This is a genomic window from Saccharicrinis sp. GN24d3, assembly GCF_052400645.1.
Lineage (GTDB): Bacteria > Bacteroidota > Bacteroidia > Bacteroidales > Marinilabiliaceae > Saccharicrinis.
Map to the genome: position 1 here is coordinate 165,917 of NZ_JBQTGI010000009.1, position 25,357 is coordinate 191,273.

Genomic DNA, 25,357 nt, shown 5'->3' on the forward strand with positions numbered 1-25,357 from the left:
ACCAAACCCATAAATAATATCGGTATTAAATAGCAGATATCATGATTGAATTAGATAAAAGCGATCCAGAACTAATTAAAGAGTTACAGGCATTGAAGCGAGAGAATAATGCCTTAAAGTCTTTATATCAAAAAGATATAGCCAAACGCAATAGGATGGAAGAGGCTTTAAGGCAAAGCGAGGCACGATTCCGGTGTTTATTGCAAGATATAGAAAACATATCCGTGCAAGGGTACGGCCCTGATGGCACAACACAATACTGGAATCGAGCATCTGAGAAATTATATGGATACAGTGCCCAAGAGGCGATTGGCAAGAATGTGGTGGATTTAATTATACCGCCCGAATTGAAAGATTTTGTAAATAAGGCGATAAAGGAGATGGCCGTGTCAGGACAACCCATTCCTGCGGCCGAATTGTCACTGTTAAGAAAGGACGGCTCACGTGTATCGGTTTTTTCAAACCACTCTATCATTAATATACCCGGACGGAAACAAGAATTGTTCTGCATCGACATTGACCTTACCAAACTAAAACAGACAGAAAAAGAATTGCTCCAAGCGGAAGAAAACGAAAGGTTAAAATCAGCTTTTCTTGCCAATATGAGTCACGAAATCAGAACCCCAATGAACGGTATTCTTGGCTTTGCTGAAATACTCAGAACGCAGAAGTTGACTGTACATAAACAGCAAGAGTACATCCGTATAATTGAGCAAAGTGGCGTCCGTATGCTAAGTATCATCAACGATATCATTGATATTTCAAAAATTGAGGCTGGACTTATGAAATATGATATCAAAGAAACGAATATCAACGAGCAGTGCGAATATATTTATACTTTTTTTAAACCAGAGGTTGAAGCCAAAAAAATAGAGTTTTCGTTAAAAACCAGTTTGCCGACAATAGATGCCTTCATTACAACCGATAGAGAAAAAATATTTGCCATTCTTACCAACCTCGTTAAAAATGCCATTAAATTTACATCTGCAGGCTCAATAGAATTTGGGTATAAATTGACGGGTTCGCTAAAGCAAATACAATTTTATGTAAAAGATACCGGTATCGGGATCCCCAAAGACTGGTGTCAAGCCATATTTGACCGTTTTATTCAAACTGATATATCCAATAATGTGGCTCGACAAGGCGCAGGTTTAGGATTATCGATTAGCAAAGCCTATGTGGAAATGCTTGGCGGCAAAATTTGGGTAGAAAGTGAAGAAGGCATTGGCTCAACATTTAATTTCACGATACCTTACCACACGAAACCCAACAAAAATAATTGATGGAAAAAAGCACATGGCCATCATCGAAATTCTAAACTTTCGTCACCCTTGGGGGCAGATTGGCCATTTCCGAATAACAAACCTGGGGTTATGAAAAGCAATAGAGGTTAACCTTTAACGATTAACCTCTAATTTCTAGCCTATAATATTGCGGGTTAAATCTCCTATTTACAGAACGCCATATGATCCCAAATGTCATGGTGTGTCCATTCTCCATTTGTAAGTTTCAGATCGGCATGTACATATACTATGTATGCACAATTGGGTAATGCTGCTACACTTCCGCTGTAAGCCACTTCCCCGTGTGCTTCTTCTCCGGCTGTATCGTGTGCTATTGCCGGGAATACGTGCGGGCCACCGGGACCTGACATAGTAACTCTCACATTTCCAAGGTTTGGATTAGCGGCAGTGTATTTAACAGTTAATGAATTTGTTATTTTAACACATCCGCTACCGGTCATTTCTTTAATGTCCAAACAGGCTACACCTCGTTCTGTTGAAGTGCCTGGCAACCACGATCCGCGCTGTGGAACTCCTGAGTATAACAAGTTAAACAGGGCGATCTCTTTGGAAGTGCCCGCAATGGTTTCCGTGGCTGCATTTCCTTCTTCCCGTTTAATCATGCGCAATTTGAAGTAGCGATTCTTTTGCAAAGGTTGTACGCTTGCCGCATTATTGCCCGGAACAAGACCCGCCATATTCACTGTCCCGCTCATTAGTTTCGAAGAAATCAGGTTAATCAGCAACCCGTTCGTATTTACCACAAAGTTACTCAGCTGAGGTACCTTAACCCAAGTGTCAGAAGCATCAAAAAATACCTCCATCTCACCTGGATGAGGGTGTATCGCGTAATCGGTGATTTTTATGGGGTTAAATATGTCGCCGGTAAGTTCTTGTGTGTAACCAATTACCGTATTGGCGATGTCGGGCTTCATAATATCAGTCCATGGGGTTACCACAGCGCCACCCGGAGCATTCCATTCTTCATATTGGAATTTATATTCAAGCGGTTTGCTGTTGATTTTTTTGTTTAAACTGCCCAGTAAACTCAGGTTAGAAAAAAACGCAAGGTCGTTCCATCCTGCGACTGCTTTACCCATGGTTCTGCCTGTAGTAGAGTCAATGTTATTCAGGATATGGTATGCCCTGTTTTGTCCAATCTTGAAAAAACCGGGAATTACGTCAGTTTCAGGAGGATCAAGCGGCCCTTCTTCCAAACACAGATTTACACAGAAACAATTGCCAACGTTTTCCCTATCTTTCATCCTGCCCCTCGATGAGGGCTCCTTGTGAAACTCTCCTGCAGAGGTCGCATATTTGAAATATACATCTGGACCGTTGCCCCATGGGAACAATGGTGTTTCTACATTGATCAATGGAGAAAGGAAAGTTTTTTTAAATTCTTTTGAAGTATAAACAATAATAAACTGACCGTTTGAGTTGGTGACCGCACTTCCCAGTTCATCATCGCTTATCACATCATCGTCCATTGCGGTTACCGTAACGCCGGGAATGGGAGTGTTGGTTTGGCAAACGGTGAGTTGTCCGAATATAAACCATAAGTCATGTAGAGACAAAATGTAGCACCAGTTTTTAGTGCTGATAATATAATTAAAGGTGGCGTACAAGTTATTGTCGTTGGTTTGTCTCCAGCCGGGCTGGAAAATGTTGAGACGGACACCAAATTCTTTAAAGTTCTTATGAGGCTTCTGGTTGGCTTGGCCATAATCAGGAACATCGGGGTAGTAAAGTATAATTTCAACAGGTCCCCCATCATACTTGAGTTTGTTCCCATCCAGATCGAATGTGTACATGCCATTTTCATCGGTTTTGGTTTCGGCTAGCAAATCATTCGATTTTTCGCTCACCTCAGCTTTGGAGTAAATTTGAAATAATTCCTTGGGAAGCGCATTGGTAGCTGCAACCACTGCATCTTGGTTATTGTAGCGATAAAGTCGTACAATAGTGTTCTTTACCGGAATTCTGTTTTCGCGGCAAAGCAATCCGTAAAGGTTTCCTCTTAAAATAAATCGCATGACTTTTAAATTTTAAGTTAGTAAATGTGAGTTTGTTAAGCTTGTCTGTAGGATCGCTTAAATAATTATACCACTTACAGTTTTATTTGTAGGTAGTTATGTCATATATAGTTGAAAAGTAATATGCTTTAGGTCATTCCGTATGACCAAGTTGGGTCGACAAATGATATCTGAATAAATGGATACCATATATGGTAAGTTACAACGTTTGATTCCATCTGTCAACACGGTATTACGTAAACATAATTTACATAGACATAAATAGCTTGTTTCTATGGATGAAATTTGAGTAAGTGATGAACCATTAAAGAAAAGAGCCTAATTCATCATTTAAAGTTTTGCAACTAACTTGCGGACAACATAACATGCCGGTATAGGTAAGGTTTGGTATTTCTCTTTGGTTGATGATATATGCAACTTTCATTGATTGGTCAATTATTTTAATACGTACGAAATACAATCATTGACATTCATTCAATTAATCATTATATTCAGCAAATTGTTGAGTTTTAGACTCGTTTTAGGGATGTTCCTTGCTTCTTTCAAGTGACGAATGTTACGAAACGAAGGAGCCTGACATTTCCTATAAACCCCAGATGATTTAATCTTTAGCAGTTAATGCTTATAACGTGTGCCAACATCATGCGTGTACATTAACGGTTATGTTGCTGACTGTTCATGCAATTTAATGAGATTATAACCAATGGATCATCATTTTGAAACAATAGAGTTCGATGCTTACGATGGGGTAAAGTGCAATTTAAAACACCTTATTCATAACAATATCTCCCGAGGTCCGGTACTTTTGGTGCATGGTGCGGGTGTGCGTGCCGATATCTTTAATCCTCCTATCAAAGATAATCTTGTTACTCAATTGGCCCGGGAGGGCTATGATGTGTGGCTCGAAAATTGGCGAGCGAGTATCGACTTACAGCCGAACCAATGGGATTTGGATCAGGCAGCGCTGAATGATCACCCCGCGGCAGTTCAAAAGATTATGGAATTAACGGGCAGGCAGGAAATGAAGGCCATTATTCATTGTCAGGGAAGCACCAGCTTTATGATATCGGTGGCCCTGGGTCTGGTTCCACAGGTGAAAACCATCATAAGCAATGCCGTTTCACTTCATCCTGTTGTCCCTAAATTTTCCATTTTCAAGATTAATTATTTGCTGCCGTTTATAAAGCTTTTTTACAAATATCTTAACCCTGCCTGGGGACTTCATGCGCCTGATTTTAAATCAAAAATTCTCCGTTTCATGGTTTCTGCCACACATTGGGAAAGAGATACACCGGTGGGCAAGTTTGTGAGCTTTACCTATGGTGCCGGGTTTCCTGCCTTGTGGCGACTTGAGAATCTGGATGAAAAAACGATGGACTGGATTCAGCATGAGTTTGCCGAGGTACCCGTTTCATTTTTTGAACATATTAAAATGTGTATTCACAAAGGCGCACTCATGTCGGTAGATCCGGCTAAAAAGCAAACTACCTACGTGGACGAGCCCATAAAAAGCGACGCAAGGATAATACTCTTTGGGGGAAAGCAAAACCTTTGTTTTTTGCCCGACAGCCAAAGAAATACTTTTAAATATCTGGAAAAAATACATCCCGGATATCACAAGCTGTACATACTTGATAAGTATAGCCATTTGGATGTTTTTTGGGGCAAGGATGCCCCCGCGGAAGTTTTTCCGCTTATGATTGAGGAACTAAATAAAAATTAACTATGGCAGTACCAAAACGAATAAAGCGATACGAAGGGCGATATGCCCTGGTGGACGATATCCCATATAAGTTGCCGGTGAGTGCAAAAAATTCTCCTGCACTGATGGCCGGGTTTTCCTGTGATTGGGAAAAGGCTAATGCCTTGCTGCCCGGAAATGAAATTCATGCCCTAAAGTTGCCCAACGGAAGAGCGGCGCTCCTGATAACTGTAATCAATTATTTGGATACCAGTATCGGTAAGTATATCGAGTACAGCATTGCCATTGGATGCACGCATGGTAAAAAACCAGCTCCGCCCATCCTTAATGCCATGATGATGAAAACCTATGGCACGGGGCAGTATATATTGGACTTACCTGTTAGCTCCGAAATATCGGTAAAAGGTGGCAAAGGAATCTGGGGGATGCCCAAACACAAAGCCAATCTCGATTTTAAGATAGATGACCACATGGTCAGCAGTCAGTACGAAAAGGATGGACACTTTGCCTTTCGCATTGAGATTATCCGTCCCAGGTCATCCTCGTTAAAGCTGAAAGTGGGCACCGTCAATTATTGCCGTTTCAGAAATATGTTGATGGCTTCTTACATTTATTTTAATTCAAAGGCAGGCGTAAACCTATTTGGCAAAGCAAAGGCCAACCTGTTTATTGGCGACCATCCTAAGGTGTCGTTCCTGCGGAATATTGATGTTAATCCTGATCCGTTTTTTACCATGTTTATGCCTCAGGCCAACGGCATACTCGATGATCATTTCGATTGCTGGTTTATGACTTATGATGAACCTCCCAAAAGCATGCCCGAGGGACTCGAAAGCATTTTCCATCTCGGGCTAAGCGAGGATTGGCTAGAACCGCCGTCAATGGATTATAATAATTTCAAGATATAACCGGCAGTGGGTCAATAACTGGGGAGAGCACAACTGTAATTATATAGCACAACGTCTGCTGTATCGACAGTAGGAAGTTAATTATAAGCTGCCTGGGATATCAGTGCTTTCCTATTTTTACGGATGCAACCTTATGATTATTGTGCGTTCAATACATTAAAGTATACATTCCTCCATGGAGGGATTTAATAAGAAAAAATTCTGAGCATTCGTGTTTGGCGACTATTATTTATCAGTCTCTTATCTAATTTCAAGCGTATGAAAAAGTTACTGACATTAAACAAAGTGGTATTATTTGCCTGTGTTTCCATGTATTTTGGGACCGGCTGGTCGTTGGTCTTATTCTCATTTCCTGCTGCACCGGAATTAACCCCGGACAATTACTATATGCAGTTTGTTCCGCAGGTGCAGGCCGCCACCGATTTTTTTACGTACATGACCATGCTGATGATGCTGTGCTGTGCCATATTTATTTTTGGAGAATGGAAAACAAGCCTGAAATGGTATCCCATCATTGTTTTAACATTGGTGATTCTGGCCACACTCCTCACCATCTATTTTATTTTTGAATACAACCAAGAGATGGCAGCAGGAGTTGATGATCCGGTGCGGCTTAAAATAGTTTTAAATCAATGGATGAATCTCAATAGAATTAGGGTAAGCATTTGGACTTTACAGTGGGTCACCATGGCGATTTACTTTTTCCGAACAGACATTAAATTAAAACAAGCCCATGAAACAGGCGTGGCCGGTGCAATTATTTAGATCATTCTAAAAGAGCGATAGAAATAAAGCACAGGCAATATGATCAATGAAAATAAATTAAAACACATGCGTAGATATTTAAACCTTGTCGTTATCATAATTTCCATTGCCACCATACTTTCCGGTTTGGTGCAAATGTTATCGCCCCAAACTGTTCTAAACATCATTCAAGGAGAAATTACAGAAGCGTCGTCGCATTTTTTTGCCATTGTTGGCATGTTTATGACCCTGTTTGGCGGCTTGATGATACATGCCATTTATAGCCCGTACCCGCAAAAACCTGCCATTCTGTGGTGTGCTTTGCAAAAACTCGGTGCATTTGTTGCAGTAGGTGTGGGGATTTTAAACGGAATATTTGCACCCATTGCAGCAGGAGTGGCGTTGTTTGATTTATTCTCCGGTCTACTCTTTTTATATTATTTAAAAGAGTTGGAGAATTAGCAACATGAAATTTGCAACCTCCCTTGAATAAGTGATTAAGGTTTGATAAATAACAGGTACATGAAAATATTGAGCTACTCCTTTTATTATCCCTACGTGGTACTCCTGCTTATTGCGGGATTTTGGGGTGCTTTTATCAATCCTTACTTTGACTTTAACCTTCTGTTTGATCTGGATCCCCAAACTCTTGCAGACTATGGATACATAAATTTATTCAGTCAATATCGTTTTTTACGGGCACTGGAGTTTGGGTTTGGTCTATTCTCCATACTCTATACAAGAATGATATTTACTAAGAAATCATTTAACATTCTGTTCCTTGTGATTATGGGCTCAGGAATTTTGGCAAGAGTAATGTCATGGATAGTAGAAGGGACGCCAAACGGTTTAATGCAGTTTTTTATGTTTCATGAGTTAACCGGTTGGATATTGATTTTTATTTATACGTTTAAAATAAGATATAAAAATGCTGATTAAAAGTAACGCGCAGGAAAACAAAAAGTCACTCATATTGGCTGGTGGAGGTATGCGTTTGGCTTATCAAGCCGGCGTTCTTATCGCGTTGGATGAGCAAGGAGTTTCGTTTAATCATGTGGATGGCACATCAGGGGGGATTTTTAATGCGGGCATGCTGGCGTCAGGACGCAACCCACACGAGATTGCAGAGCGATGGCGTAAGCTGAAGATGAAAAATTTTATGTCGATGCGACCGTTGAAGAATTATTTTAAACCCTTAAATATGATGGGTTATGCCGACGCGGATGGAATCAGAAATAAAATATTCCCTGCCCTGGGTATCAACATTGAAAAAATCAATGGTTTTAACCAAGGCGATATCACCTTTAATGTATGTAACTTCTCTGAAAAAACCATTGAGGCCATTCCAAATAATCAAGCTTGGGAGGATCATTTAGTGGCCGGTGTTTCGCTGCCCATAGTGATGCCGGGAATACAAATTAAAGAACAATGGTACTCTGATGCGGTGTGGATCAAAGATGCCAATTTAATGGAAGCAGTGAACCGGGGTGCAGACGAACTATGGCTGGTCTGGGCTATTGGCAATACGGAAACATACTTGCCCGGAGCACTTAACCAATATGTGCATATGATTGAAATGAGCGCCAATGGCGGTTTGTTGGAAGAGTACGCCAGAATAGATATGATCAATAAACAGATAGAACAAGGTCATTCTGAATCCGGGCAGAAAACGCCCGTAAAGCTTTTTGTTATTAAACCGGAATTCCCGCTACCGCTCGATCCGGATCTGTTTTTTAATAAAATTGATGCCCGTTCGCTGATCAACATGGGCTATGTGGATGCAAAAACCAGTTTGAAGTCTTTACCATCCGATGGACTGCCGATGGATAAGGACGCTACTAAAATGAAGAATCCGGGAGTTAGGTTGAATATGCGCAATCAATTTCATGGTACCATTTCAAACAATAAAGATGAAAGTAAAGTCAGCTTTTATACATACATGGTCCTGTCCGCTCAAAACGATGGAGACATCCTAAAAATATATTCAAGCGTAAGTTTTGAGGTTTTGGGCAAGGAGGTGCCTTGCTTTAATCATTTGGTAAAAAGCGTAAAAGTAGAAGGTGAAAAATTATTGGAACTTACGTGTTCCTTTGTCCACAAAAATGACAAATACATGTTGACCGCAAGCTGGAAACTGGGTTCGGTTGTTGATTGGCTACTAGGGTTGGAATTTAAGTATGTTGATGTTTCAATTGCAAAAGCAGATGAAAACGAAGATAGAATGGAAGGCAGGTTATATCAGGACATAAAGGAAAGAGCAGATTCCTGGTATAGCACAAATATCCGAAGGCAGGACGGAAAATCGGGAGGTATCGGATTAAAATATCGCATGGGATTAAAACTGATGAACTATGAAATTTGAAAGAAAACCAATGGTGGGGTGGTTTGATGTGGCCCAACTTATGAGTACCGGCGTAAAAGCCGTGGTGTCTGTAGTTTTTGGAAGCTATTCCGACAAAAGGGAGATGCAGGCCTTTGCCAGGCAGGACCAACCCTTTGATTTGTCTGATAAGGAAGAGCTTTGGATCGATTATATTTCCGATTTAGGCGACGGATTCAACCCTACTTATACCATGGCCCACCTGATGGCTCAAGATGAAATACAAGTAAATAATAAGAATTTACCTCGTGGCGATATTCTGGTGATGGGGGGTGACGAAGTTTATCCTACACCCGAAATCCATGAATATAAAAACAGGCTTCAAGGTCCGTACAATGCTGCATTCCCATGGATCGATGAGGAAAAACAGGCCAAAGAATTGAAGCCAAAACTTTTTGTCATCCCCGGCAACCACGATTGGTACGACGGGTTAACCAATTTTATGCGTTTGTTCTGTCAAGGGCGCGCACTGGGCAACTGGCTTACCCAACAAAAAAGAAGCTATTTTGCACTTCAACTACCGCACCGGTACTGGCTATTAGGTATCGATATTCAATTGATGGGCGATATTGACGAACCCCAACTGAGTTACTTTAAAGAGGTGGCCGGAAGGTGTTTTCAATCAGGAGATAAAATAATTCTGTGCACGGCACAACCAACCTGGGTCTATGGCTCTACATCCGGTAAATTTGATGATGAAGAGAGGTTGAACTTCTTTATCGAAAGCCTTCGGAAAGAAGGTGAAAAACAAAACGCCCATTTTCATATCGAAGTTATATTGACCGGGGATTTGCATCACTATTCAAGATATGAGAAAAAGGATGTAGACGGAAAAATATCCCAGTTGATTACAGCTGGTGGTGGCGGGGCGTTTATGCATCCTACCCATTTCTTAAAGGACAAGTTTAGTTTCCCCAATGAATCAAAAGCCGAACTGAAATGTACATTTCCCAGTTTTAAACAATCAAAGAATCTTTCATGGCGGAACCTGTTATTCCCTTTCTACAACTGGAGTTTTTGTCTGTTTTTAGCTGCTATTCATATTTTAACTTCGTGGATTATTCAGAGTAACAATGTTAGTTCAACAGGCACTACTTTTATGGAAACCGTAGCTGAGCTTGCATTTTCTATCAGTAATATCGACAATTATTTGAGTATTATATGGAAAACCGTACAGCATAGTCCTTCAGTATTTTTATTAAATGCGGTATTATTCCTTGGAATACTCTTTTTTACTGATGTTTCACTAGGTTTAAAAAAGTGGAACCTACTTCTAGGAGGTTTTTTTCATGCCACAGCGCAAATTACCAATCTTTATTGCTGGATTTGGGTGTTTTCAATATGGAACCTTAATATTCTTCATCTGGATATAAACCAAAGTTACCAGGCTTTATTGTTTGGAGTGGAAATGATGTTTTTAGGTGGATTAAGCGTGGGTATTATCTTTGGCATTTATCTTTCTTTCAGTATTCTTGTCTTAAAGAATCATGCCAATGAGGGATCATCCTCATACCGGCACGAAGGATTCAAAAATTTCCTGAGAATACATCTTGCCAAAGACAAACTCACCATTTATCCAATAGGCCTTAAGAATATTGTTACCAATTGGAAAAATGTAGGTACCGTAGAAAAACCAAAATTCGAGGGTGATGAAATCCAATACAATTTATTAGAAGACAAACCAATAGAAATAAACTTTAGGCCATGAACAGATTATCGAAACCCATCACAGAATTAAAATCGGAATACGAAGTAATAGTAATAGGTTCCGGTTATGGCGGCAGTATAGCTGCTTCAAGAATGTCGCGATTGAACAAAAAAGTATGTCTGCTGGAAAAAGGAAAAGAATTTCTTCCCGGAGAATTTCCGGATAAACTGTTGGAAGCAGGCAAAGAAATGCAGATAAACAAGGGTAAGACAGATATTGGCGACAATAATGGTTTGTACGAGTTTGTCATCGGTAAAGATATCAGCGTATTTAAAGGATGCGGACTTGGAGGTACCTCGCTGGTGAATGCCAACGTTTCTATCGAGGCGGAAGAGCGCGTGTTTGATGATTCCCTGTGGCCCATCGCCATACGAAACAATATGGATACATTGAAGGAAGGCATTGCCGTGGCTTGGGATATGTTAAAGCCTGTTCCTTATCCCGAAGGAAAAAACGGTTATCCTGTTTTGGCCAAAACCGAAGGGATGCGTAAATCGGCAGCAGCTATGCAAGAGAACTTCCGATTACTGGACATCAATGTAACCTTCGAAAACAAAGTAAACCATGTTGGAATAAAACAATGCAAATGCATCAATTGTGGCGATTGCGTTACGGGTTGTAATCATGGGGCAAAGAACACGACAGCCATGAATTACCTGCCGGATGCGGTAAATCATGGAGCACAAATTTTTACAGAAATCGGGGTTTCCCACATCGAACGGAACGAAAACAAATGGCTGGTTTATTGCAATCTGTATAACACAGGACGAGAGAAGTTTGATGCGCCTCCTTTGGTAATTTCAGCTGATAGCGTTTTTGTTTGTGCAGGATCTTTGGGTAGTACCGAAATATTATTTAGGTCAGCCGAAAAAGGGCTGGATGTTTCGGATATGCTGGGCAAGCGTTTTAGCGGTAATGGTGATGTGTTGGGATTCGGATATAATAACGATGTTAAAATTAATGGGATTGGCCTGGGTGAAAAAACGGGCAACAATAAACCTGAGTGTAACGAGGGCGGCGATAAAAAGATTTTCAAGGTTGGCCCATGCATTACCAGTGTCATAGATATACGAAACAAAGAAGAATTGGAAGAAGGCATGACCTTGGAAGAAGGTACCGTTCCTGCACCCATCAAATCCATTATGATTCCGGCACTTACCAGTTTGTCGCGACTTGTCGGGCGAGATACGGACAGGGGATTTACGGACTATATAAAGGAAAAATGGCGTGAGTTTCTTAGTTGGATTGGGGGTGCCTATAGAGGAGCCATTAACCATACGCAAGTTTATCTGGTAATGACGCATGATAGCGGGGATGGGGAAATGGAATTGAAAAACGACCATCTGAAAATCAATTGGAAGGGTGTTGGTAAAGATGAGATATTTAAAAAGGTAAGTAATAAATTAAAAGAAGCGACTAAGGCGCTGGGCGGAAATTATATTAAAAACCCAAGCTGGACCAAGCTGATGAATTACGACCTGGTTACCGTTCATCCGTTAGGGGGGTGCATCATGGGCGATGATGCTTCATCGGGCGTTGTAGATCACAAGGGACAGGTATTTAAGGGGAAATCGGGCAATACCCTGCATCCCGGTCTGTTTGTGATGGATGGGGCAATACTTCCCCGGCCGGTTGGCACTAATCCGTTATTGACGATTAGCGGCATGGCAGAACGAAATTGTAAGTTGATTGCACATGATATGAACAGGCAAATACCTTATGGGTTTGAGATGTTGGAAGTAAAAGCAAATATGCCAATAAAACAAGGCGTTCAATTTACGGAAACTATGAAAGGATACTTCTCTCTGGACGAAAAAGAGGATTATGAAGAGGCTTTCAAACTTGGAAAACAACAAGACTCGACCTTTGAATTTACACTCACAATTCGTTCGGAAGATGTGGAATCCTTTTTGTCGGATCCGGATCACCTGGCAGGAATGCTGGGCACCATGGAAGCACCCAAGCTATCCGCATATCCACTGATGGCCTATCGGGGCGAATTTAACCTGTTCGTAGCAGATCCATCAAGCTCCGAAAAAAAGAAAATGATATATAATGCTATACTAAAAAGTAAAGAAGGTAAAACCTATTATTTTTCTGGTTATAAAGAAATTGAGAATAACGATAGCGTTGATGTGTGGCTTGACACTACCACCTTATTTATCACTATTTATAATGGGAAGGATAATTCCGGAAAAGTCCTAGGTAAGGGAAAGTTGAAAATTGAAATGGCAGATTTTGTAAAACAATTAACCACCATGCGTCCGGTCAACGTAGAAAAAGGAAAATCCGGTATAGGTTCGGTTTCATCGTTCGGGAAATTCTTTGCCGCCAATATCTGGGACACTTTTGTTAAGGGTGGGTTGAAATAAAATAACGAAATAAATACGCAAAGAGGCGGGGCTGTTCAACTAAATGGACAGCTTTTCTTTTTATCTATTTCAGTTTCTTCACCTTCCTACTAATAATTTTCCTGATTTTTTCAGATGACAGTGGCGGCCCTTTGTAAATATTCCTGTCGTCGATAAATAATCCATCCGAAAGACCCCATTCCCGTACAGCTGCCCGGCTATTCATATCGATTTCGCGGAAGATTACCTGATCCCCAAATTCACCGGAGATTTGTTTTGCACGCTCTATCATGCCATTAATTCCGGAGCACCAGCCATTTGACAGTGCTGTAACTACTACCTTGCCCGGGATTGGTTTCGGTTTCTTTTTCGCTCTGATCCATTGGGGAGGAGATGCATTCTCGGTGAACGTTTTCCACAACAACACACTGATGCCTTTTCTGTCTGCCTTTTTGTACCCATGCTTTTTAAACCATCCTGCACGCATAAAAAATGGTAATATTAATCCCCAAACAACCAATCCCTTAGCTTTGAGGTTTTTTACATCTTCTTCCGCTGCACGTAATAACGCCTTGCCCACTCCACGCTTCCTTAAATCTCCACGCCCCCTTTTGTGCCCATGTACCCAGATGCAATAAACAAAATAGAGATTTTCTCCTTCAATCCAGGAATGTTCAATCGGGGCATAGTGAATCATACCGGCGATTATGCCTGCATCATTACGGGCCAGTTTCACCCTCAAACCTTTTTTCGCCATAGTATTGTACCAGCATTCTTTGCGACAAATACCATCTTTCATCTCATCCGACCACTCTTCTAAGCAAGTGAAATAGTCCCCTCTGGTTTTATCTGACAAATCAACGATATCCATAGCTTAACATTTACAATTTTAGAAAGACCAACATTTTTCATCAACTAAATTAGTTGCAGCCTTAAGGTATTATCCTTGTTTAATTGTACCCGGGTTCCAAACTTTTCACCTTCCCTGTATAAGGAGTTACTTAGCCATAATGCATCGGTTCTTGATACCTAACTTAATTTCAGGTGTTTAATCTGCATGGGCTTCATCTGCAAATGAACAATTTTGCCAGTGGGCGGATCTACACGTATAAAATACATTAATGTCAAATCACCTCTGAAATGCTCGTGCCCTCCAATACCTTCATAGTCATTGATGAAATTCACCTTTCATCTTTTTTTTAGTCATACTGTCGTTTAGCGCACATAATACATTGTTTTCGTATAAATACCACCATAGTATAAAGTTAGGCAATTATCCTGATATTCAACTCCTACAGGTTTAATTGTTATGCTAAGAGGATATCAATCTTGCTTGATAAATGCAGAGGTATGTAATTTTTGCTTTATTGAAGAAACATGTAACAATCAGTAGTGTAGTTGGATAGAGGATATTTTAAAAAAATATCAAAAAAAATTGCCACTCCGTTAAACCTTTTGTGAGTTTATCTATCCAAGAACACGAAGAACAAAAAAGAGCATGTTCAGGATTAAACAAGCAAGTTGATAAAAAAATTAAAACTGGAAATTATGAAAACAAAAAATTTAATTTTAAGCGGAATGCTAATGGCAGGATTGTTCATGTTTAATGCATGTGATAAGAATGATTCGGCTGTCATGGATTCTGACGATGTAGATACAGACGTGGTTGAACAATCTGTTTCTATCGAAGATTTGGAGGAAAGTATATTTGACGAAATTGATGTTTACCTGTCGCAAGAAAGTGAATTGGCCGCGGTAAGCGAACTTAAAAGTGCCCTGGAGGATGATGAGCCTCAAGGTTGTCCTACGGTTTATGTTGACCGCCCCGAGGATGCCAGATACCCTAAAGTAGTAACTTTTGACTTTGGGGAAGAGAATTGCGAAGACCGTTTCGGCAGAATGAAAAGAGGGAAAGTAATTGTTACCGTTACCAATCGCCACTGGGTAGAAGGTGCGACCAGAACAGTTGAGTTTGAAGACTTTTATGTGAATGATAATGGAATTAGTGGTTCTAAAGTGTACACTAACGAAGGAAAAAACGACGACGATAAATGGTATTTCTCTACCGTTATAAACATCACTATCGAAACTACCGAAGGAATTACCTGGACCAGGACTGTGGACAGAACAAGAACTATGATAGCCGGCGATGATACCAGAAACGTATGGGACGATGCATTTTTGATTACCGGAGGTTCTTCCGGTACAAGTTCGGAAGGTTATTCCGTTACCCGCGAAATTACTGTTCCGGTTTACCGCGAAAGAGTGTGTCGTTTTCCGCTTTCGGGTAACGTAGAGATTGTTAGGGTTAAAGATGATGTTTCTAAAACAGTTTGGTTAGATTACGGAAGCAGCGACACATGCGATAACAAAGCAACGGTAACCGACGAGGATGGAAATGTAAAAGAAATTTCATTAGGTGGTAGATTTAATAAAAAATAAAACCAGCTCAAACAATTAATGCAGCATGGTTTTATGCCGAAAGATTTCTGAAGCAGTAAAATGAGGCTAGCGAAATGTTGCGGTATGTTAGAAACAAATCGATATCAATTAGTACAGGTGTTGGTTATTAAAGAGGATGTTCTTTTGGTACATCCTCTTTTTTTTATAAAAATGTGCTATAACAAATAGCACCAATGGTAAAGTATATAAGCATTCCGATGATATCGTTCAATGTGGTTACGAAAGGGCCCGTAGCAACGGCAGGATCTATATTCATTTTTTTCATCAGTAAAGGAATAAATGTTCCAAAAAGTGATGCTGACACAATAACCGAAAACATGGCAATTGAAACCGTGTAGGTCAATGCTGTTTCTGCGCCCATTACAATGTTAAATAGCAGTATTAAACCTGAAAGAACGCCGGCGTTGATCAATGCAATCGAGATTTCTTTTAACAGTTTTATCCAGGTTGATTCCAGACTTATGTGACCTGACGCGATTGACTGCACAATAATTGCCGACGATTGCATTCCGGTATTTCCTCCCATAGCCGCAATGACTACCGTAAAAAAGGATAAGGCGGGGAAAGTTTGTATAAGACCTTCGTAGCGGCCAATGACCAATGATGAAAATATACCGCCAAGCAATCCAATAACAAGCCAGGGCATTCTTGCTCTGGTATGTACCCAAACACTATCGGACGTTTCCACGTCATCGGTAATACCGGAGGCAAGTTGGTAATCTTTCTCGGCTTCTTCCCTGATAAAATCCACCACATCATCAATGGTGATTCTTCCTACTAAACGTCCAATGCCATCAACCACCGGAAGAGCAACCAAATCGTATTTTTCCATGATGGAACTTACCTCTTCCCCCGATACATCGGTTTTGACCGAGATTAAATCATCGTTATAAATATCTTTTACCGTTTTGTTGACCGGACTGAGTAGCAGCCTCTTTAAGGATAGTGTTCCTTTCAAAATACCATCGTTATCCACCACGTACACATAATAAACCTCGTCAACCTCTTCGCCCTGGCGGCGCATGCTCCGCAAACAGGTTGTTATGTTCCACGATTCTTTTACCTTGATAAATTCCTTGGCCATTAAACCGCCGGCCGTATTTTCGTCATAGTTTAGTAAGTCAACAATGTCGCCTGCCGATTTAACGTCATCCATATGTGACAAAACCTCTTGCTGTCGGTCATCGTCCATCTCACCTAAAACGTCGGCGGCATCATCCGAATCCATTTTGTCGATAAAGCGCTTTGCAATGACTTCACTAGGCAAGGAGTCTAAGAAACGTTTACGTTCGTCCTCCTCTAGCTCGGTGATTACGTCTGCAGCAGTTTCGTCGTCCGCAAGCAAATACAAATATTTGGCCTCTTCAAGGTCAAGTTCCCTGTAAAGATCAGCAATATCAGCAGGGTGCAGTTCGCTTAGGTTTTCCAGGATTTTCTTTTCTTCCTTAATTTCTATTTTATCCCTTATTCCGTCTACGTATTCTCGGGTTAACTTGAACTTAGCCATGAGTTATATGGTGTTAATTGGAATTTTATTGCTGTTGTAGGTTGGCTTGAATAAACTTAGTGAGTTCTACAAATTCCTGAACTCCCAATTGTTCAGGGCGTTTGCTGAAGATTTCCATTTCCGGCACTTTCTCCCTATTGAATTGAATGGACTTTAGTGAATTGCTCAAGGTCTTTCTGCGCTGATTAAATCCGGTTTTTACAACCCTGAAAAACAACTTTTCGTCGCAATCCAATTTTTGGGTTTGGTTACGAACCAAACGTATGACGCCGGATTTTACCTTAGGCGGAGGATCAAACACATGTTCCGGTACGGTAAATAAATACTCAACCGTATAATAGGCCTGTAAAAAAACACTTAATATCCCATAAGTCCTGCTTCCCGGAGGGGCTGCTAGTCTTTCAGCAACTTCTTTCTGCAGCATCCCCACAACTTCAGGTATCTGCTCCTTGAAGTCTAACACCTTAAAAAATATTTGACTTGAAATATTGTAAGGAAAATTGCCGATTATACTCAATGGTTCCGAGGTAATTTCTTTCAGGTCCATTTTTAAGAAATCCCCCGCAATAATTTTGTCACGTAATTCCGGGTAATTTTTTTCAAGAAACGACACGGATTCCGAGTCCACCTCTACCACTTTTAGGTTAATTCCCTGTTGGGGGATGAGGTGTTTCGTTAATACACCCATTCCAGGCCCAATCTCCAATACATTGGTTCGGTGATTGATCAGGCTGTCGGCAATTTTTTTGGCGATGCTCTCGTCAGTCAAAAAATGCTGACCAAGGTGCTTTTTTGCTTTGACCTTTTTCATCTGTTTGTATTTATTATCAGCCAAGTATCTTTTATTTAATTTGTTAGTTTAAACCATAAACTAATGCTAAAAGGTTTTGGTCAAACAAATAATCTTTTATAAAATTGCACTCGTAAAATCTGCGGCAAAGGTAAAATTTTAAATCTATTTATCCTTAATATTACTGAAAGGGTCGGTTATAATTATAGCGCATTGAAGAAATTATTACTTAATACTCTTAAATTCCTTATTTATTTATCAATTGGGGGGTTTTTGATGTGGTTTGTTTATCGTAATTACGATATGCATGAAATTCGGGCAACGCTCAAAAAGGGAATTAATTATTGGTGGCTGTTGTTATCGATGGTGGTTGGATTGGCAAGCCATTTTAGCCGAACAATCAGGTGGCAAATGTTAATTGAGCCTGTTGAAAAGAAGACCCGGATCACCAACACCTTTTTCGCTGTAATGATTGGGTATTTTGCCAATCTGTTAATTCCGCGGATGGGCGAAATTTCAAGGTGTGGAGTCCTAAGTCGTTACGAAAAGGTTTCGGTATCGAGATTGATTGGCACGGTGGTGGTAGAGCGCCTTATGGACGTAATAATGCTATTCGTTTGCTTGTTACTGGTTTTGTCCTTACAGTTTAGCGTGGTTACCGAGTTTCTTTTTAAGAATACGGATTTTAGCAAGTTCTCGGACATTTTTACTTCCATATGGACCTTTGTAGGTATTCTGGCAATGGTTTTGGTTTTGCGGTTTTTTAAGAAATGGTTTTCGCAAACATCGCCATATTTTAAATTAAAAGCACTATGGGCCAAGTTTGCCGAAGGATTTTTGGCAGTCAGGGATATTAAAAATAAGTGGTTGTTTATAATACATACCATTTTTATTTGGGCCATGTATTTTTTAATGATCTATGTATGTTTTTTCGCCTTCGAATTTACATCGCATCTTACCCCATTGGCCGGACTAGCTGCTTTTGTACTGGGTAGTTTGGGTATGGTGGCACCTGTTCAGGGAGGAATGGGGCCGTGGCACTTTATGGTTATTGCCACGCTGCAAATGTATGGTATATCGGAGAATCAGGGTGCTGCATTTGCCCTTATTGTATGGAGTTCGATAAACGCCATGATTGTTGTCCTTGGTATTGTTTCTATGTTTATTCTTCCTCTTATCAACCGCAATGTTATTAAATGAGCAATCAGCTCGAAAAGGGAAAGTGGCTGGGAGCTATTATTGTTATAGCTAGTTTTATTTATGTATTCTATCGATTGCTTCAATATGGCGAGGATCTTTCTGTGCCGGAAATTACCGAGTCGGCCTATAATTCGTTGCCAATATTAGCCATAGCGCAATTGTTCTTGCTGTGTTTGAACATTTTCTTCGAAACTAAAAAATGGCAATGGTTACTAAGGTCATTGCTAACGCTTCAGTTCAGGCAATCCATAAATATGGTTTTGGCAGGATTTGCGTCCGGTATATTCACTCCGGCCAAAATTGGCGAACCTGTCGGTCGTATAATGCATTTGTCTAAAAAATGGTGGGCTAAGGCTACAGTACTAAATTATATTGGCGGTATTATTCAAAATATAATCATATTTGTTATAGGTGCTTTATGTTTTGCTTTTAGCTGGGAGCATTTTTCAATAAATCTTTCGCTAAGATCAGGAATGTACATTTTGTTTTTGGGTGTAATTGTATCCGTGATGTTTGTTGTAACATTAAAAAGACAATGGTTGAAACAAGCGTTAAAGCGATTCTTTTATCAAAAAAGAATAAAGCGACCCGTTGAGGAACTATTGTCAATGACCATAAGTAATCTTACTTTGATATTTGGATATAGCTTTTTGCGATATTTGATCTATAATTTCCAGTTGTTGCTATTGTTATGGTATTTGGGATATAGTATAACCTTGGAGTCACTGCTGATGATTCCTGTTTATTTTATGCTGATCACCGTAGCACCCTCATTTTTTATTGCAGATTTAGGAGTCAGGGGTTCTGTTGCTTTGTTTGTATTCTCGGATTTTGGATTGTCCGATGTTTATATTGTGTTGATAGTAACGACATTATGGCTTTTAAATCAAGCTGTTCCAGCCTTGGTTGGGTGTACGCTAATACTGTTCGGTAAAGAAGTAAAAGTCAAGTATTGAGATAGTTAGTGGAAGCATGGACGGATTCGGTTCTTGCAACTCATTTTATGGCTTTTCTTTGAAGACCTGTTTTACAGGGACTAAAGTTTTGCAGTAAATTATCTTTAATTCTTAAAAACTCATTATCTTTAGTTCGATTTTTCCTTGTATTAACCTTGAAAACCGATAAAAAACCATAATGGAAAAATATATTCTAGAATTAATTTCAGAAAATAATAGAGTTATCATCCCAAACTTTGGAGCATTCATTGTTTCAAAAGAGCATGGGGCAAGTATATTATTTAATAACTTTTTAAGTTTCAATGATGGCTTATTGGTGAATTACATAGCCGAAAAAAAAGGTATTGATGCGATCACTGCTACCGATCAGGTGTTTGAATACGTGGACATACTGAAAAAACAGCTGGATGAGACAGGTACGTACAATATTAATAAGCTAGGATCCTTTAAAAAGGACGACAACGGAATTTTGCGCTTTCAGCAGGCTGAGGACTTTGCCGATATGTTGAACAAGGAATCGGTACCTAAAGATGAAAAGGCGACAGAAAATACGGAAGCGGAAGTAAAAGAAGAGTCGGCTGAAGAACCGGAAAAAAAGGTTTTTGTATTGGATGTTGATAAACCGGAAAATAAAAGTAAGGAAGAATTTCTTGATAACAAGAAAGAGGGAGTTAAAGAAACATGGGATAAACCTAATCAGGAAAAAAAGGTAATAGTACCGCCTGCGGTTACAGCTCCGATAAGTGAGAAAACGGAAGAAAAAAAAGTACAACTAAAAAAGCCTGAACCGGTTAGTGAAAACAAAAAGGGAAACGGCAATAAAGGGCTGGTATTGTTTCTAATAGTTGCAGCAATTATAATAATTGGATTGGGTGCTTTTTTCTTGTTGATCAAGAAGCCAAAAACCGAAAAACCGAAAGTTGTAAAAAAGGAAATTGTAAAACCGGTACCTGTAAAGCCGGTTGTTAAGGATACGGTAACGGTTAAACCCCCGGTGAAGAAAGTTCCAGAGGTTGAAAAAACTATAACTTCTGGTGTACCGCCCATGAAGGGACAAATACACATTATCGTTGGAGGTTTTTCGGAAGTCACTAATGCCAAAAACATGGTGGATAAGCTTAAAGGACAAGGTTACACCAAGGCCCAAGTGATTACAAAAGGCAAAATGTTTTTGGTGAGTATTGATTCGAACATTTCTTATTCGAAAGTCGAAGCCAGGCAACAGGAGATCCTTGAGCAAAAGATTGAAAGCTGGCTATATACTATCAAGTAATTGAAATTCTCAATATATTTTCCCGGATCCATTTATTGGATTCGGGATTTTTTTACCCATATTTTAACTTCTGACGTACATATAATGTTGTATGCCCTTATCATTATGTTGTGTTTCATTTTTGGAGCTTATTGTTTCACTATTGCATGCTTTGTGAAAGGATGGAATAATATGAGTGCGTATAGTCCGGCACCGACTGCCAACATGGTACAGTTGTCCTGTATAATCGCCTTCCGAAATGAAAATAAAAACATTACAAAACTTATAAGTGGGTTACAGCAGCAAACCGACAAAGAGCACGAAATTATACTTGTTGATGATGGTAGTTCGGATGGCTCCTATGAGTTAGCCCGTAATTTAACTGCAGATTTAGATCGTTTTGTTATATTAAAAAATAAAGGGGTCGGAAAAAAAGCCGCGTTGGAAACCGGAGTTGGGGAGGCACAGTCCGACTATGTTGTTTTTACGGATGCCGACTGTATTCATCCGCCCAATTGGTTAAGAAGCATTTCTCGATTTTTGGGAGAGTATAAAGTGGATTTATTGGTGGGGGCGGTGGTGCTCATTCGTCCTGAAAGCAAATTCGAATTATTTCAAAGTATCGATTTTTTAAGCTTGGTAACTTCTGGTGCAGGTGCAATTGGATCCGAAAGGGCCATCATGTGTAATGGGGCCAATTTGGCAGTAAAAAAGAGCGTATGGCTAAATGCAATCCCGCAATTACAGAACGGATATGCTTCAGGCGATGATATTTTTCTGTTGCAGTTTTGTGTGGCTAATCAAAAAGAAATCAGGTTTCTAAAGAATAAAGATTCTATAGTGGAGACTTTTCCTCAAAAGAAAATGAAAGATTTCCTGAAGCAAAGGGTCCGTTGGGCTTCAAAGAGTAAAGGCTATACCGACTTTTTTACCCTTTTTGTGGCCTGGCTGGTTTTTTTAACCAATTTAATGTTGGCAGCAATACCCATCATATTTATTATAGATAGTTACATCGGATTATGGACAATAACGTGGGGCATCATTAAAATGATGTTTGATTATGTGCTTATTAATAAAGGTGCCAAATTTTTTAATGTGCCAATTAAGTTTAAAAACTACATTTGGATAGCATGTGTTTATCCACTTTATATTGTTATATCGGTATATAATGCTGCTTTTAGCCATCAAGAATGGAAGGGAAGAGCGATTTGAAATATAGGAAGGAGGTAAATTTTCGCCATCAATTCGCATAGCCAAACCAAAGCTTAAGCCCATTTAATCGTGTATAAATTTATCAGGGATGCTTTTGTTGTTTTTGGCCCCTAATTCCTTTATTTTTTCGGCCTTTGAAATCAGGTTGCCCCGGCCATTTTGCAGTTTCAGCATGGATGCGGAGTAATTGTTTTGCAGCTGATGGATATTTTGGCCTATCTTATCCAGGTCGGTTAAAAAGTTAACCAGCTTGTCATACAAAGCCCCGCTTTGCTCGGCGATTTCCTGGGCATTTTTCGTCTGATTTTCCTGTTTCCAGATGGACGAGATCGTTTTAAGGGTAGCCAATAATGTAGATGGGCTAACCGGAACTATTTTCCGGTCCCAGGCAAATGTGAACAAATCTTTGTCTGCTTCAATGGCTACCGCAAAAGAGGCCTCAACAGGAATAAACATCAAAACAAAATCAGGTGAGTTTATATGGGTTGCCGATGCGTAATTTTTCTCATGCAAACCTTTTATGTGCTCCCTAAGGCTTGTTTTGTGTCTTTTAATAGCATGTTCCTGTTCTTCCTTTGCACTGGCATTAACGTATTCGTCGTATGCTGTGAGTGACAGCTTGGAGTCAATAATGAGATGTTTGTTCTCGGGTAAGTCTATAATTACGTCGGGTCGTATGGATTGTCCTTCAGAATTTTTGCCAAGAACTTCCCTTCTGTATTCCCGCCCTTTGGTGAGTCCCGATTGCTCTAGAACGCGTTCCAAAATCATTTCGCCCCAATTTCCCATTTTTTTTACATCCCCCTTCAGGGCACGGGTTAGATTACCGGCTTCTTCACTTATTTTATGGTTCAGATCAAATAAGCGTTTCACCTCAGCCTGCAAGCTTAGTTTGTCCCTTACTTCCTTATCGTAGGTATCTTCAACTTTCTTCTCGAATTGGATTATCTTTTCTTTTAGCGGAGACAAAAGGTCAGAAAGTTTTTGATGGTTTTGCTCACTGATCTCTTTGCTCCTGTGGCTAAGCACGCGATTGGCTATGTTTTCAAACTCAAGTGTAAGTTTCTCCTGCAACTCTTGTAACTCTTTAGCTTTTTCGTTATTGGTTTTAATAAGATTCGAGTTCTCCGTATCGACTGCCGCAACATGTAATTTAGCCTGAACAAGTTCGTTTTGCACGCTTGTCAATTGTTCTTGTAATTCGGTATTGATTTTGGAGAACTGTTCGTTCTCAAGTTCCAGGCGTATGGATTGTATCTTGTTTTCGGATTTTTTTGAATGGAAAAATATGAAGCTGACAACAGAAACAAGGAATGAGCCAACGGTAAACCCTATTGTAATTTGAAGTAAATCCATAATTCAAAATTAAAAAAGGATATTCAACTATGAATACCCTTACGTTTTTTATTGCATTATACCTAAAAAAATAAACCTACTTTTTTTGTCAAAGGGGTATTATAGGCAAAAAGTCTTATCAATCATTTTGATGTATAACTAGTATTAGTTCCTTTGAAATTTTCCATAAAAAATGTCTCTAAGGTTTGAGCAACCATTGATGGGAAAAATGGTTCTTTGCTGGATGATTTACTAAATTGCGATATAACGAAACTTAGCCTATTTATTCAAACCGGTGATGCGTCAGTTTGATTTACATTACTAACCTAGGGCTCTGCCACGTTTTGCCCCAGGCTATTAAACCTCACCCCTCAAGGCTCGATTCCCATCTTCGACATATAAATAACGGATCACTGCTAATCAATCACTAAGGCATCTTATACATATATGCGTTGATGTTCATGCCGGCACCAACCGAGGTCATCATCACATAATCGCCACTTTCTAATTTTTGTCCGTTTAGCTTACCTTTAACAATAAGGTCGAACAAAGTTGGTACGGTGGCCACAGAGCTATTCCCCAATGTTTTAATGGTCATGGGCATAATATCGTAATCCACGTTACGTTCGCCATATAAACGATAAATGCGTTTGAGTATCGCTTCGTCCATTTTTGCGTTGGCCTGATGGATAAGAATCTTTTTAACATCGGTTAAAGTTAAATTGTTAGCATCCAAACATTCCTTTGCCAACAAGGGAACGTTGGTGAGTGCATAGTTATATAATCTTCGCCCGTGCATTTTAAGGTACATGTGGTCGTCTTCAAGATCGGGGTTGTATGAATTTCCCATTTGAAGCAAATCCAGATGCTCTTCGGTATCTGTTCTGGCAGAATGTTTGAGAATCCCCACGGGCTCCTCGCTTTCAACGGCCTCGAGAAGAGCAGCTCCCGCTCCGTCGGCAAAAATCATGGAGTCCCTGTCGTGGGGATCCATCATTCTGCTTAAAGTGTCGGCACCAATAACCAAGGCACTTTTTGCATCACCCGATTCAATAAAATATTTGGCCTGAATCATGGCTTGTGTCCAGCCCGGGCAGCCAAATGTAATGTCGTATGCAATAGTCCTTGGGTTTTTTATCTTCAGCTTTTGCTTAACTCTCGAAGCTAAGGTCGGCAGTGTATCAGGAAAGTGGCTGCCGTGTTTTATATCGCCCAGGTTATGGGCAACAATAATGTAGTCAAGTTTTTCGCCATCAAAACCGGCAGCCTCCAAAGCATTTTTCGCTGCGAAGGTCGCTATGTCTGATGTAACATGTTTTTGATCCGTGCATCTCCGCTCAACAATGTCAGTAATCTGTTCGAATTTTTGAACAATTTCCTCTCCCGGAGTTTCGATTTTTGTGCCATCACTATTTAAAAACAGTTGACTGGCAAAATCAATGTTTTTTACCACTACCGGGGGGATATAAGAGCCCGTGCCGGTAGCGACAGCATAAATTTTCATTATTTTCGATTTTTGCTATTGTATAT

The 25,357-nt window shown here is 40.0% G+C and carries 21 protein-coding genes; 14 read left to right on the forward strand and 7 right to left on the reverse strand.

Features of this window, described 5'->3' with window-relative positions; translation table 11 throughout:
- Positions 1 to 41 precede the first annotated feature (41 nt).
- Positions 42 to 1,283 carry a PAS domain-containing sensor histidine kinase gene (locus ACT29I_RS12415; protein WP_444793581.1) on the forward strand — a complete coding sequence of 414 codons (1,242 nt, stop codon included), beginning with the start codon at positions 42 to 44 and terminating at the stop codon, positions 1,281 to 1,283.
- A gap of 164 nt (positions 1,284 to 1,447) precedes the next feature.
- On the opposite strand, the gene ACT29I_RS12420 is transcribed toward ACT29I_RS12415, so the two are convergent.
- Positions 1,448 to 3,319 (reverse strand): hypothetical protein, encoded by a 1,872-nt coding sequence (locus tag ACT29I_RS12420; RefSeq protein WP_444793582.1) that lies wholly within the window; start codon positions 3,317 to 3,319, stop codon positions 1,448 to 1,450.
- 703 nt (positions 3,320 to 4,022) lie between these two features.
- Between ACT29I_RS12420 and ACT29I_RS12425 the strand changes: the two genes are divergently transcribed.
- The 8 genes from ACT29I_RS12425 (at position 4,023) to ACT29I_RS12460 (ending at position 13,133) form a co-directional block, all read left to right on the forward strand.
- Positions 4,023 to 5,042, forward strand: a complete 1,020-nt coding sequence (locus tag ACT29I_RS12425; protein WP_444793583.1) for a hypothetical protein — start codon at positions 4,023 to 4,025, stop codon at positions 5,040 to 5,042.
- Between the two features lie 2 nt (positions 5,043 to 5,044).
- Positions 5,045 to 5,929: an acetoacetate decarboxylase family protein gene (locus ACT29I_RS12430; protein WP_430931997.1), complete on the forward strand. Its 885-nt coding sequence runs from the start codon at positions 5,045 to 5,047 to the stop codon at positions 5,927 to 5,929.
- A 258-nt stretch (positions 5,930 to 6,187) separates the two neighbouring features.
- Entirely contained in the window at positions 6,188 to 6,694 is a 507-nt protein-coding gene (locus ACT29I_RS12435; RefSeq protein ID WP_430931999.1) for a hypothetical protein, read from the forward strand.
- A 66-nt stretch (positions 6,695 to 6,760) separates the two neighbouring features.
- On the forward strand, positions 6,761 to 7,135 hold the full coding sequence (locus ACT29I_RS12440; RefSeq protein ID WP_430932001.1) for a hypothetical protein: 375 nt from the start codon (positions 6,761 to 6,763) through the stop codon (positions 7,133 to 7,135).
- Between the two features lie 60 nt (positions 7,136 to 7,195).
- On the forward strand, positions 7,196 to 7,612 hold the full coding sequence (locus tag ACT29I_RS12445) for a DUF4345 family protein (RefSeq protein ID WP_444793584.1): 417 nt from the start codon (positions 7,196 to 7,198) through the stop codon (positions 7,610 to 7,612).
- Entirely contained in the window at positions 7,602 to 9,035 is a 1,434-nt protein-coding gene (locus ACT29I_RS12450; RefSeq protein WP_444793585.1) for a patatin-like phospholipase family protein, read from the forward strand. The genes ACT29I_RS12445 and ACT29I_RS12450 overlap by 11 nt, the downstream gene beginning before the upstream one ends.
- Positions 9,025 to 10,761 carry a metallophosphoesterase family protein gene (locus tag ACT29I_RS12455; RefSeq protein ID WP_444793586.1) on the forward strand — a complete coding sequence of 579 codons (1,737 nt, stop codon included), beginning with the start codon at positions 9,025 to 9,027 and terminating at the stop codon, positions 10,759 to 10,761. Before ACT29I_RS12450 ends, ACT29I_RS12455 begins: the two co-directional genes overlap by 11 nt.
- Positions 10,758 to 13,133, forward strand: a complete 2,376-nt coding sequence (locus ACT29I_RS12460; RefSeq protein ID WP_444793587.1) for a GMC family oxidoreductase N-terminal domain-containing protein — start codon at positions 10,758 to 10,760, stop codon at positions 13,131 to 13,133. The genes ACT29I_RS12455 and ACT29I_RS12460 overlap by 4 nt, the downstream gene beginning before the upstream one ends.
- Positions 13,134 to 13,197: 64 nt before the next feature.
- Here ACT29I_RS12460 and ACT29I_RS12465 read toward each other — a convergent pair whose 3' ends face one another.
- Complete coding sequence (locus ACT29I_RS12465) at positions 13,198 to 13,983, reverse strand: GNAT family N-acetyltransferase (protein WP_444793588.1); 786 nt, start codon at positions 13,981 to 13,983, stop codon at positions 13,198 to 13,200.
- Between the two features lie 158 nt (positions 13,984 to 14,141).
- Positions 14,142 to 14,297: a hypothetical protein gene (locus ACT29I_RS12470; protein WP_430932008.1), complete on the reverse strand. Its 156-nt coding sequence runs from the start codon at positions 14,295 to 14,297 to the stop codon at positions 14,142 to 14,144.
- A 363-nt stretch (positions 14,298 to 14,660) separates the two neighbouring features.
- Between ACT29I_RS12470 and ACT29I_RS12475 the strand changes: the two genes are divergently transcribed.
- Positions 14,661 to 15,554 (forward strand): hypothetical protein, encoded by an 894-nt coding sequence (locus ACT29I_RS12475; protein ID WP_430932009.1) that lies wholly within the window; start codon positions 14,661 to 14,663, stop codon positions 15,552 to 15,554.
- Between the two features lie 163 nt (positions 15,555 to 15,717).
- Here the strand turns inward: ACT29I_RS12475 and mgtE are convergent, their stop codons facing one another.
- Positions 15,718 to 17,082 carry a magnesium transporter gene (mgtE, locus tag ACT29I_RS12480; protein WP_430932010.1) on the reverse strand — a complete coding sequence of 455 codons (1,365 nt, stop codon included), beginning with the start codon at positions 17,080 to 17,082 and terminating at the stop codon, positions 15,718 to 15,720.
- A 25-nt stretch (positions 17,083 to 17,107) separates the two neighbouring features.
- Positions 17,108 to 17,893: a 16S rRNA (adenine(1518)-N(6)/adenine(1519)-N(6))-dimethyltransferase RsmA gene (gene rsmA / locus ACT29I_RS12485; protein ID WP_430932011.1), complete on the reverse strand. Its 786-nt coding sequence runs from the start codon at positions 17,891 to 17,893 to the stop codon at positions 17,108 to 17,110.
- A gap of 192 nt (positions 17,894 to 18,085) precedes the next feature.
- Here rsmA and ACT29I_RS12490 point away from each other — a divergent pair, with 192 nt between their 5' ends.
- The 4 genes from ACT29I_RS12490 to ACT29I_RS12505 all read left to right on the forward strand — a co-directional run bounded on the left by ACT29I_RS12490 (position 18,086) and on the right by ACT29I_RS12505 (position 22,492).
- Positions 18,086 to 19,072 (forward strand): lysylphosphatidylglycerol synthase transmembrane domain-containing protein, encoded by a 987-nt coding sequence (locus tag ACT29I_RS12490; protein ID WP_430932012.1) that lies wholly within the window; start codon positions 18,086 to 18,088, stop codon positions 19,070 to 19,072.
- Positions 19,069 to 20,028, forward strand: a complete 960-nt coding sequence (locus ACT29I_RS12495) for a lysylphosphatidylglycerol synthase domain-containing protein (protein WP_430932013.1) — start codon at positions 19,069 to 19,071, stop codon at positions 20,026 to 20,028. Before ACT29I_RS12490 ends, ACT29I_RS12495 begins: the two co-directional genes overlap by 4 nt.
- 178 nt (positions 20,029 to 20,206) lie before the next feature.
- Entirely contained in the window at positions 20,207 to 21,301 is a 1,095-nt protein-coding gene (locus ACT29I_RS12500; protein WP_430932014.1) for an SPOR domain-containing protein, read from the forward strand.
- Positions 21,302 to 21,454: 153 nt separating this feature from the next.
- On the forward strand, positions 21,455 to 22,492 hold the full coding sequence (locus tag ACT29I_RS12505) for a glycosyltransferase (protein ID WP_444793589.1): 1,038 nt from the start codon (positions 21,455 to 21,457) through the stop codon (positions 22,490 to 22,492).
- Between the two features lie 63 nt (positions 22,493 to 22,555).
- Here the strand turns inward: ACT29I_RS12505 and ACT29I_RS12510 are convergent, their stop codons facing one another.
- Positions 22,556 to 23,848, reverse strand: a complete 1,293-nt coding sequence (locus ACT29I_RS12510) for a DNA recombination protein RmuC (protein ID WP_444793590.1) — start codon at positions 23,846 to 23,848, stop codon at positions 22,556 to 22,558.
- Positions 23,849 to 24,254: 406 nt separating this feature from the next.
- Positions 24,255 to 25,331 (reverse strand): 3-oxoacyl-ACP synthase III family protein, encoded by a 1,077-nt coding sequence (locus tag ACT29I_RS12515; RefSeq protein ID WP_430932017.1) that lies wholly within the window; start codon positions 25,329 to 25,331, stop codon positions 24,255 to 24,257.
- Between the last annotated feature and the right edge of the window lie 26 nt (positions 25,332 to 25,357).

Coding starts and splice junctions, on each gene's coding strand:
- ACT29I_RS12475 (WP_430932009.1), top strand. CDS start 14,661: ATGAAAACAAAAAATTTAATTTTAAGCGGAATGCTAATGGCAGGATTG.
- ACT29I_RS12515 (WP_430932017.1), bottom strand. CDS start 25,331: ATGAAAATTTATGCTGTCGCTACCGGCACGGGCTCTTATATCCCCCCG.
- ACT29I_RS12445 (WP_444793584.1), top strand. CDS start 7,196: ATGAAAATATTGAGCTACTCCTTTTATTATCCCTACGTGGTACTCCTG.
- ACT29I_RS12435 (WP_430931999.1), top strand. CDS start 6,188: ATGAAAAAGTTACTGACATTAAACAAAGTGGTATTATTTGCCTGTGTT.
- rsmA (WP_430932011.1), bottom strand. CDS start 17,893: ATGAAAAAGGTCAAAGCAAAAAAGCACCTTGGTCAGCATTTTTTGACT.
- ACT29I_RS12500 (WP_430932014.1), top strand. CDS start 20,207: ATGGAAAAATATATTCTAGAATTAATTTCAGAAAATAATAGAGTTATC.
- ACT29I_RS12415 (WP_444793581.1), top strand. CDS start 42: ATGATTGAATTAGATAAAAGCGATCCAGAACTAATTAAAGAGTTACAG.
- ACT29I_RS12495 (WP_430932013.1), top strand. CDS start 19,069: ATGAGCAATCAGCTCGAAAAGGGAAAGTGGCTGGGAGCTATTATTGTT.
- ACT29I_RS12510 (WP_444793590.1), bottom strand. CDS start 23,848: ATGGATTTACTTCAAATTACAATAGGGTTTACCGTTGGCTCATTCCTT.
- mgtE (WP_430932010.1), bottom strand. CDS start 17,082: ATGGCTAAGTTCAAGTTAACCCGAGAATACGTAGACGGAATAAGGGAT.
- ACT29I_RS12440 (WP_430932001.1), top strand. CDS start 6,761: ATGCGTAGATATTTAAACCTTGTCGTTATCATAATTTCCATTGCCACC.
- ACT29I_RS12455 (WP_444793586.1), top strand. CDS start 9,025: ATGAAATTTGAAAGAAAACCAATGGTGGGGTGGTTTGATGTGGCCCAA.
- ACT29I_RS12465 (WP_444793588.1), bottom strand. CDS start 13,983: ATGGATATCGTTGATTTGTCAGATAAAACCAGAGGGGACTATTTCACT.
- ACT29I_RS12425 (WP_444793583.1), top strand. CDS start 4,023: ATGGATCATCATTTTGAAACAATAGAGTTCGATGCTTACGATGGGGTA.
- ACT29I_RS12460 (WP_444793587.1), top strand. CDS start 10,758: ATGAACAGATTATCGAAACCCATCACAGAATTAAAATCGGAATACGAA.
- ACT29I_RS12430 (WP_430931997.1), top strand. CDS start 5,045: ATGGCAGTACCAAAACGAATAAAGCGATACGAAGGGCGATATGCCCTG.
- ACT29I_RS12450 (WP_444793585.1), top strand. CDS start 7,602: ATGCTGATTAAAAGTAACGCGCAGGAAAACAAAAAGTCACTCATATTG.
- ACT29I_RS12420 (WP_444793582.1), bottom strand. CDS start 3,319: ATGCGATTTATTTTAAGAGGAAACCTTTACGGATTGCTTTGCCGCGAA.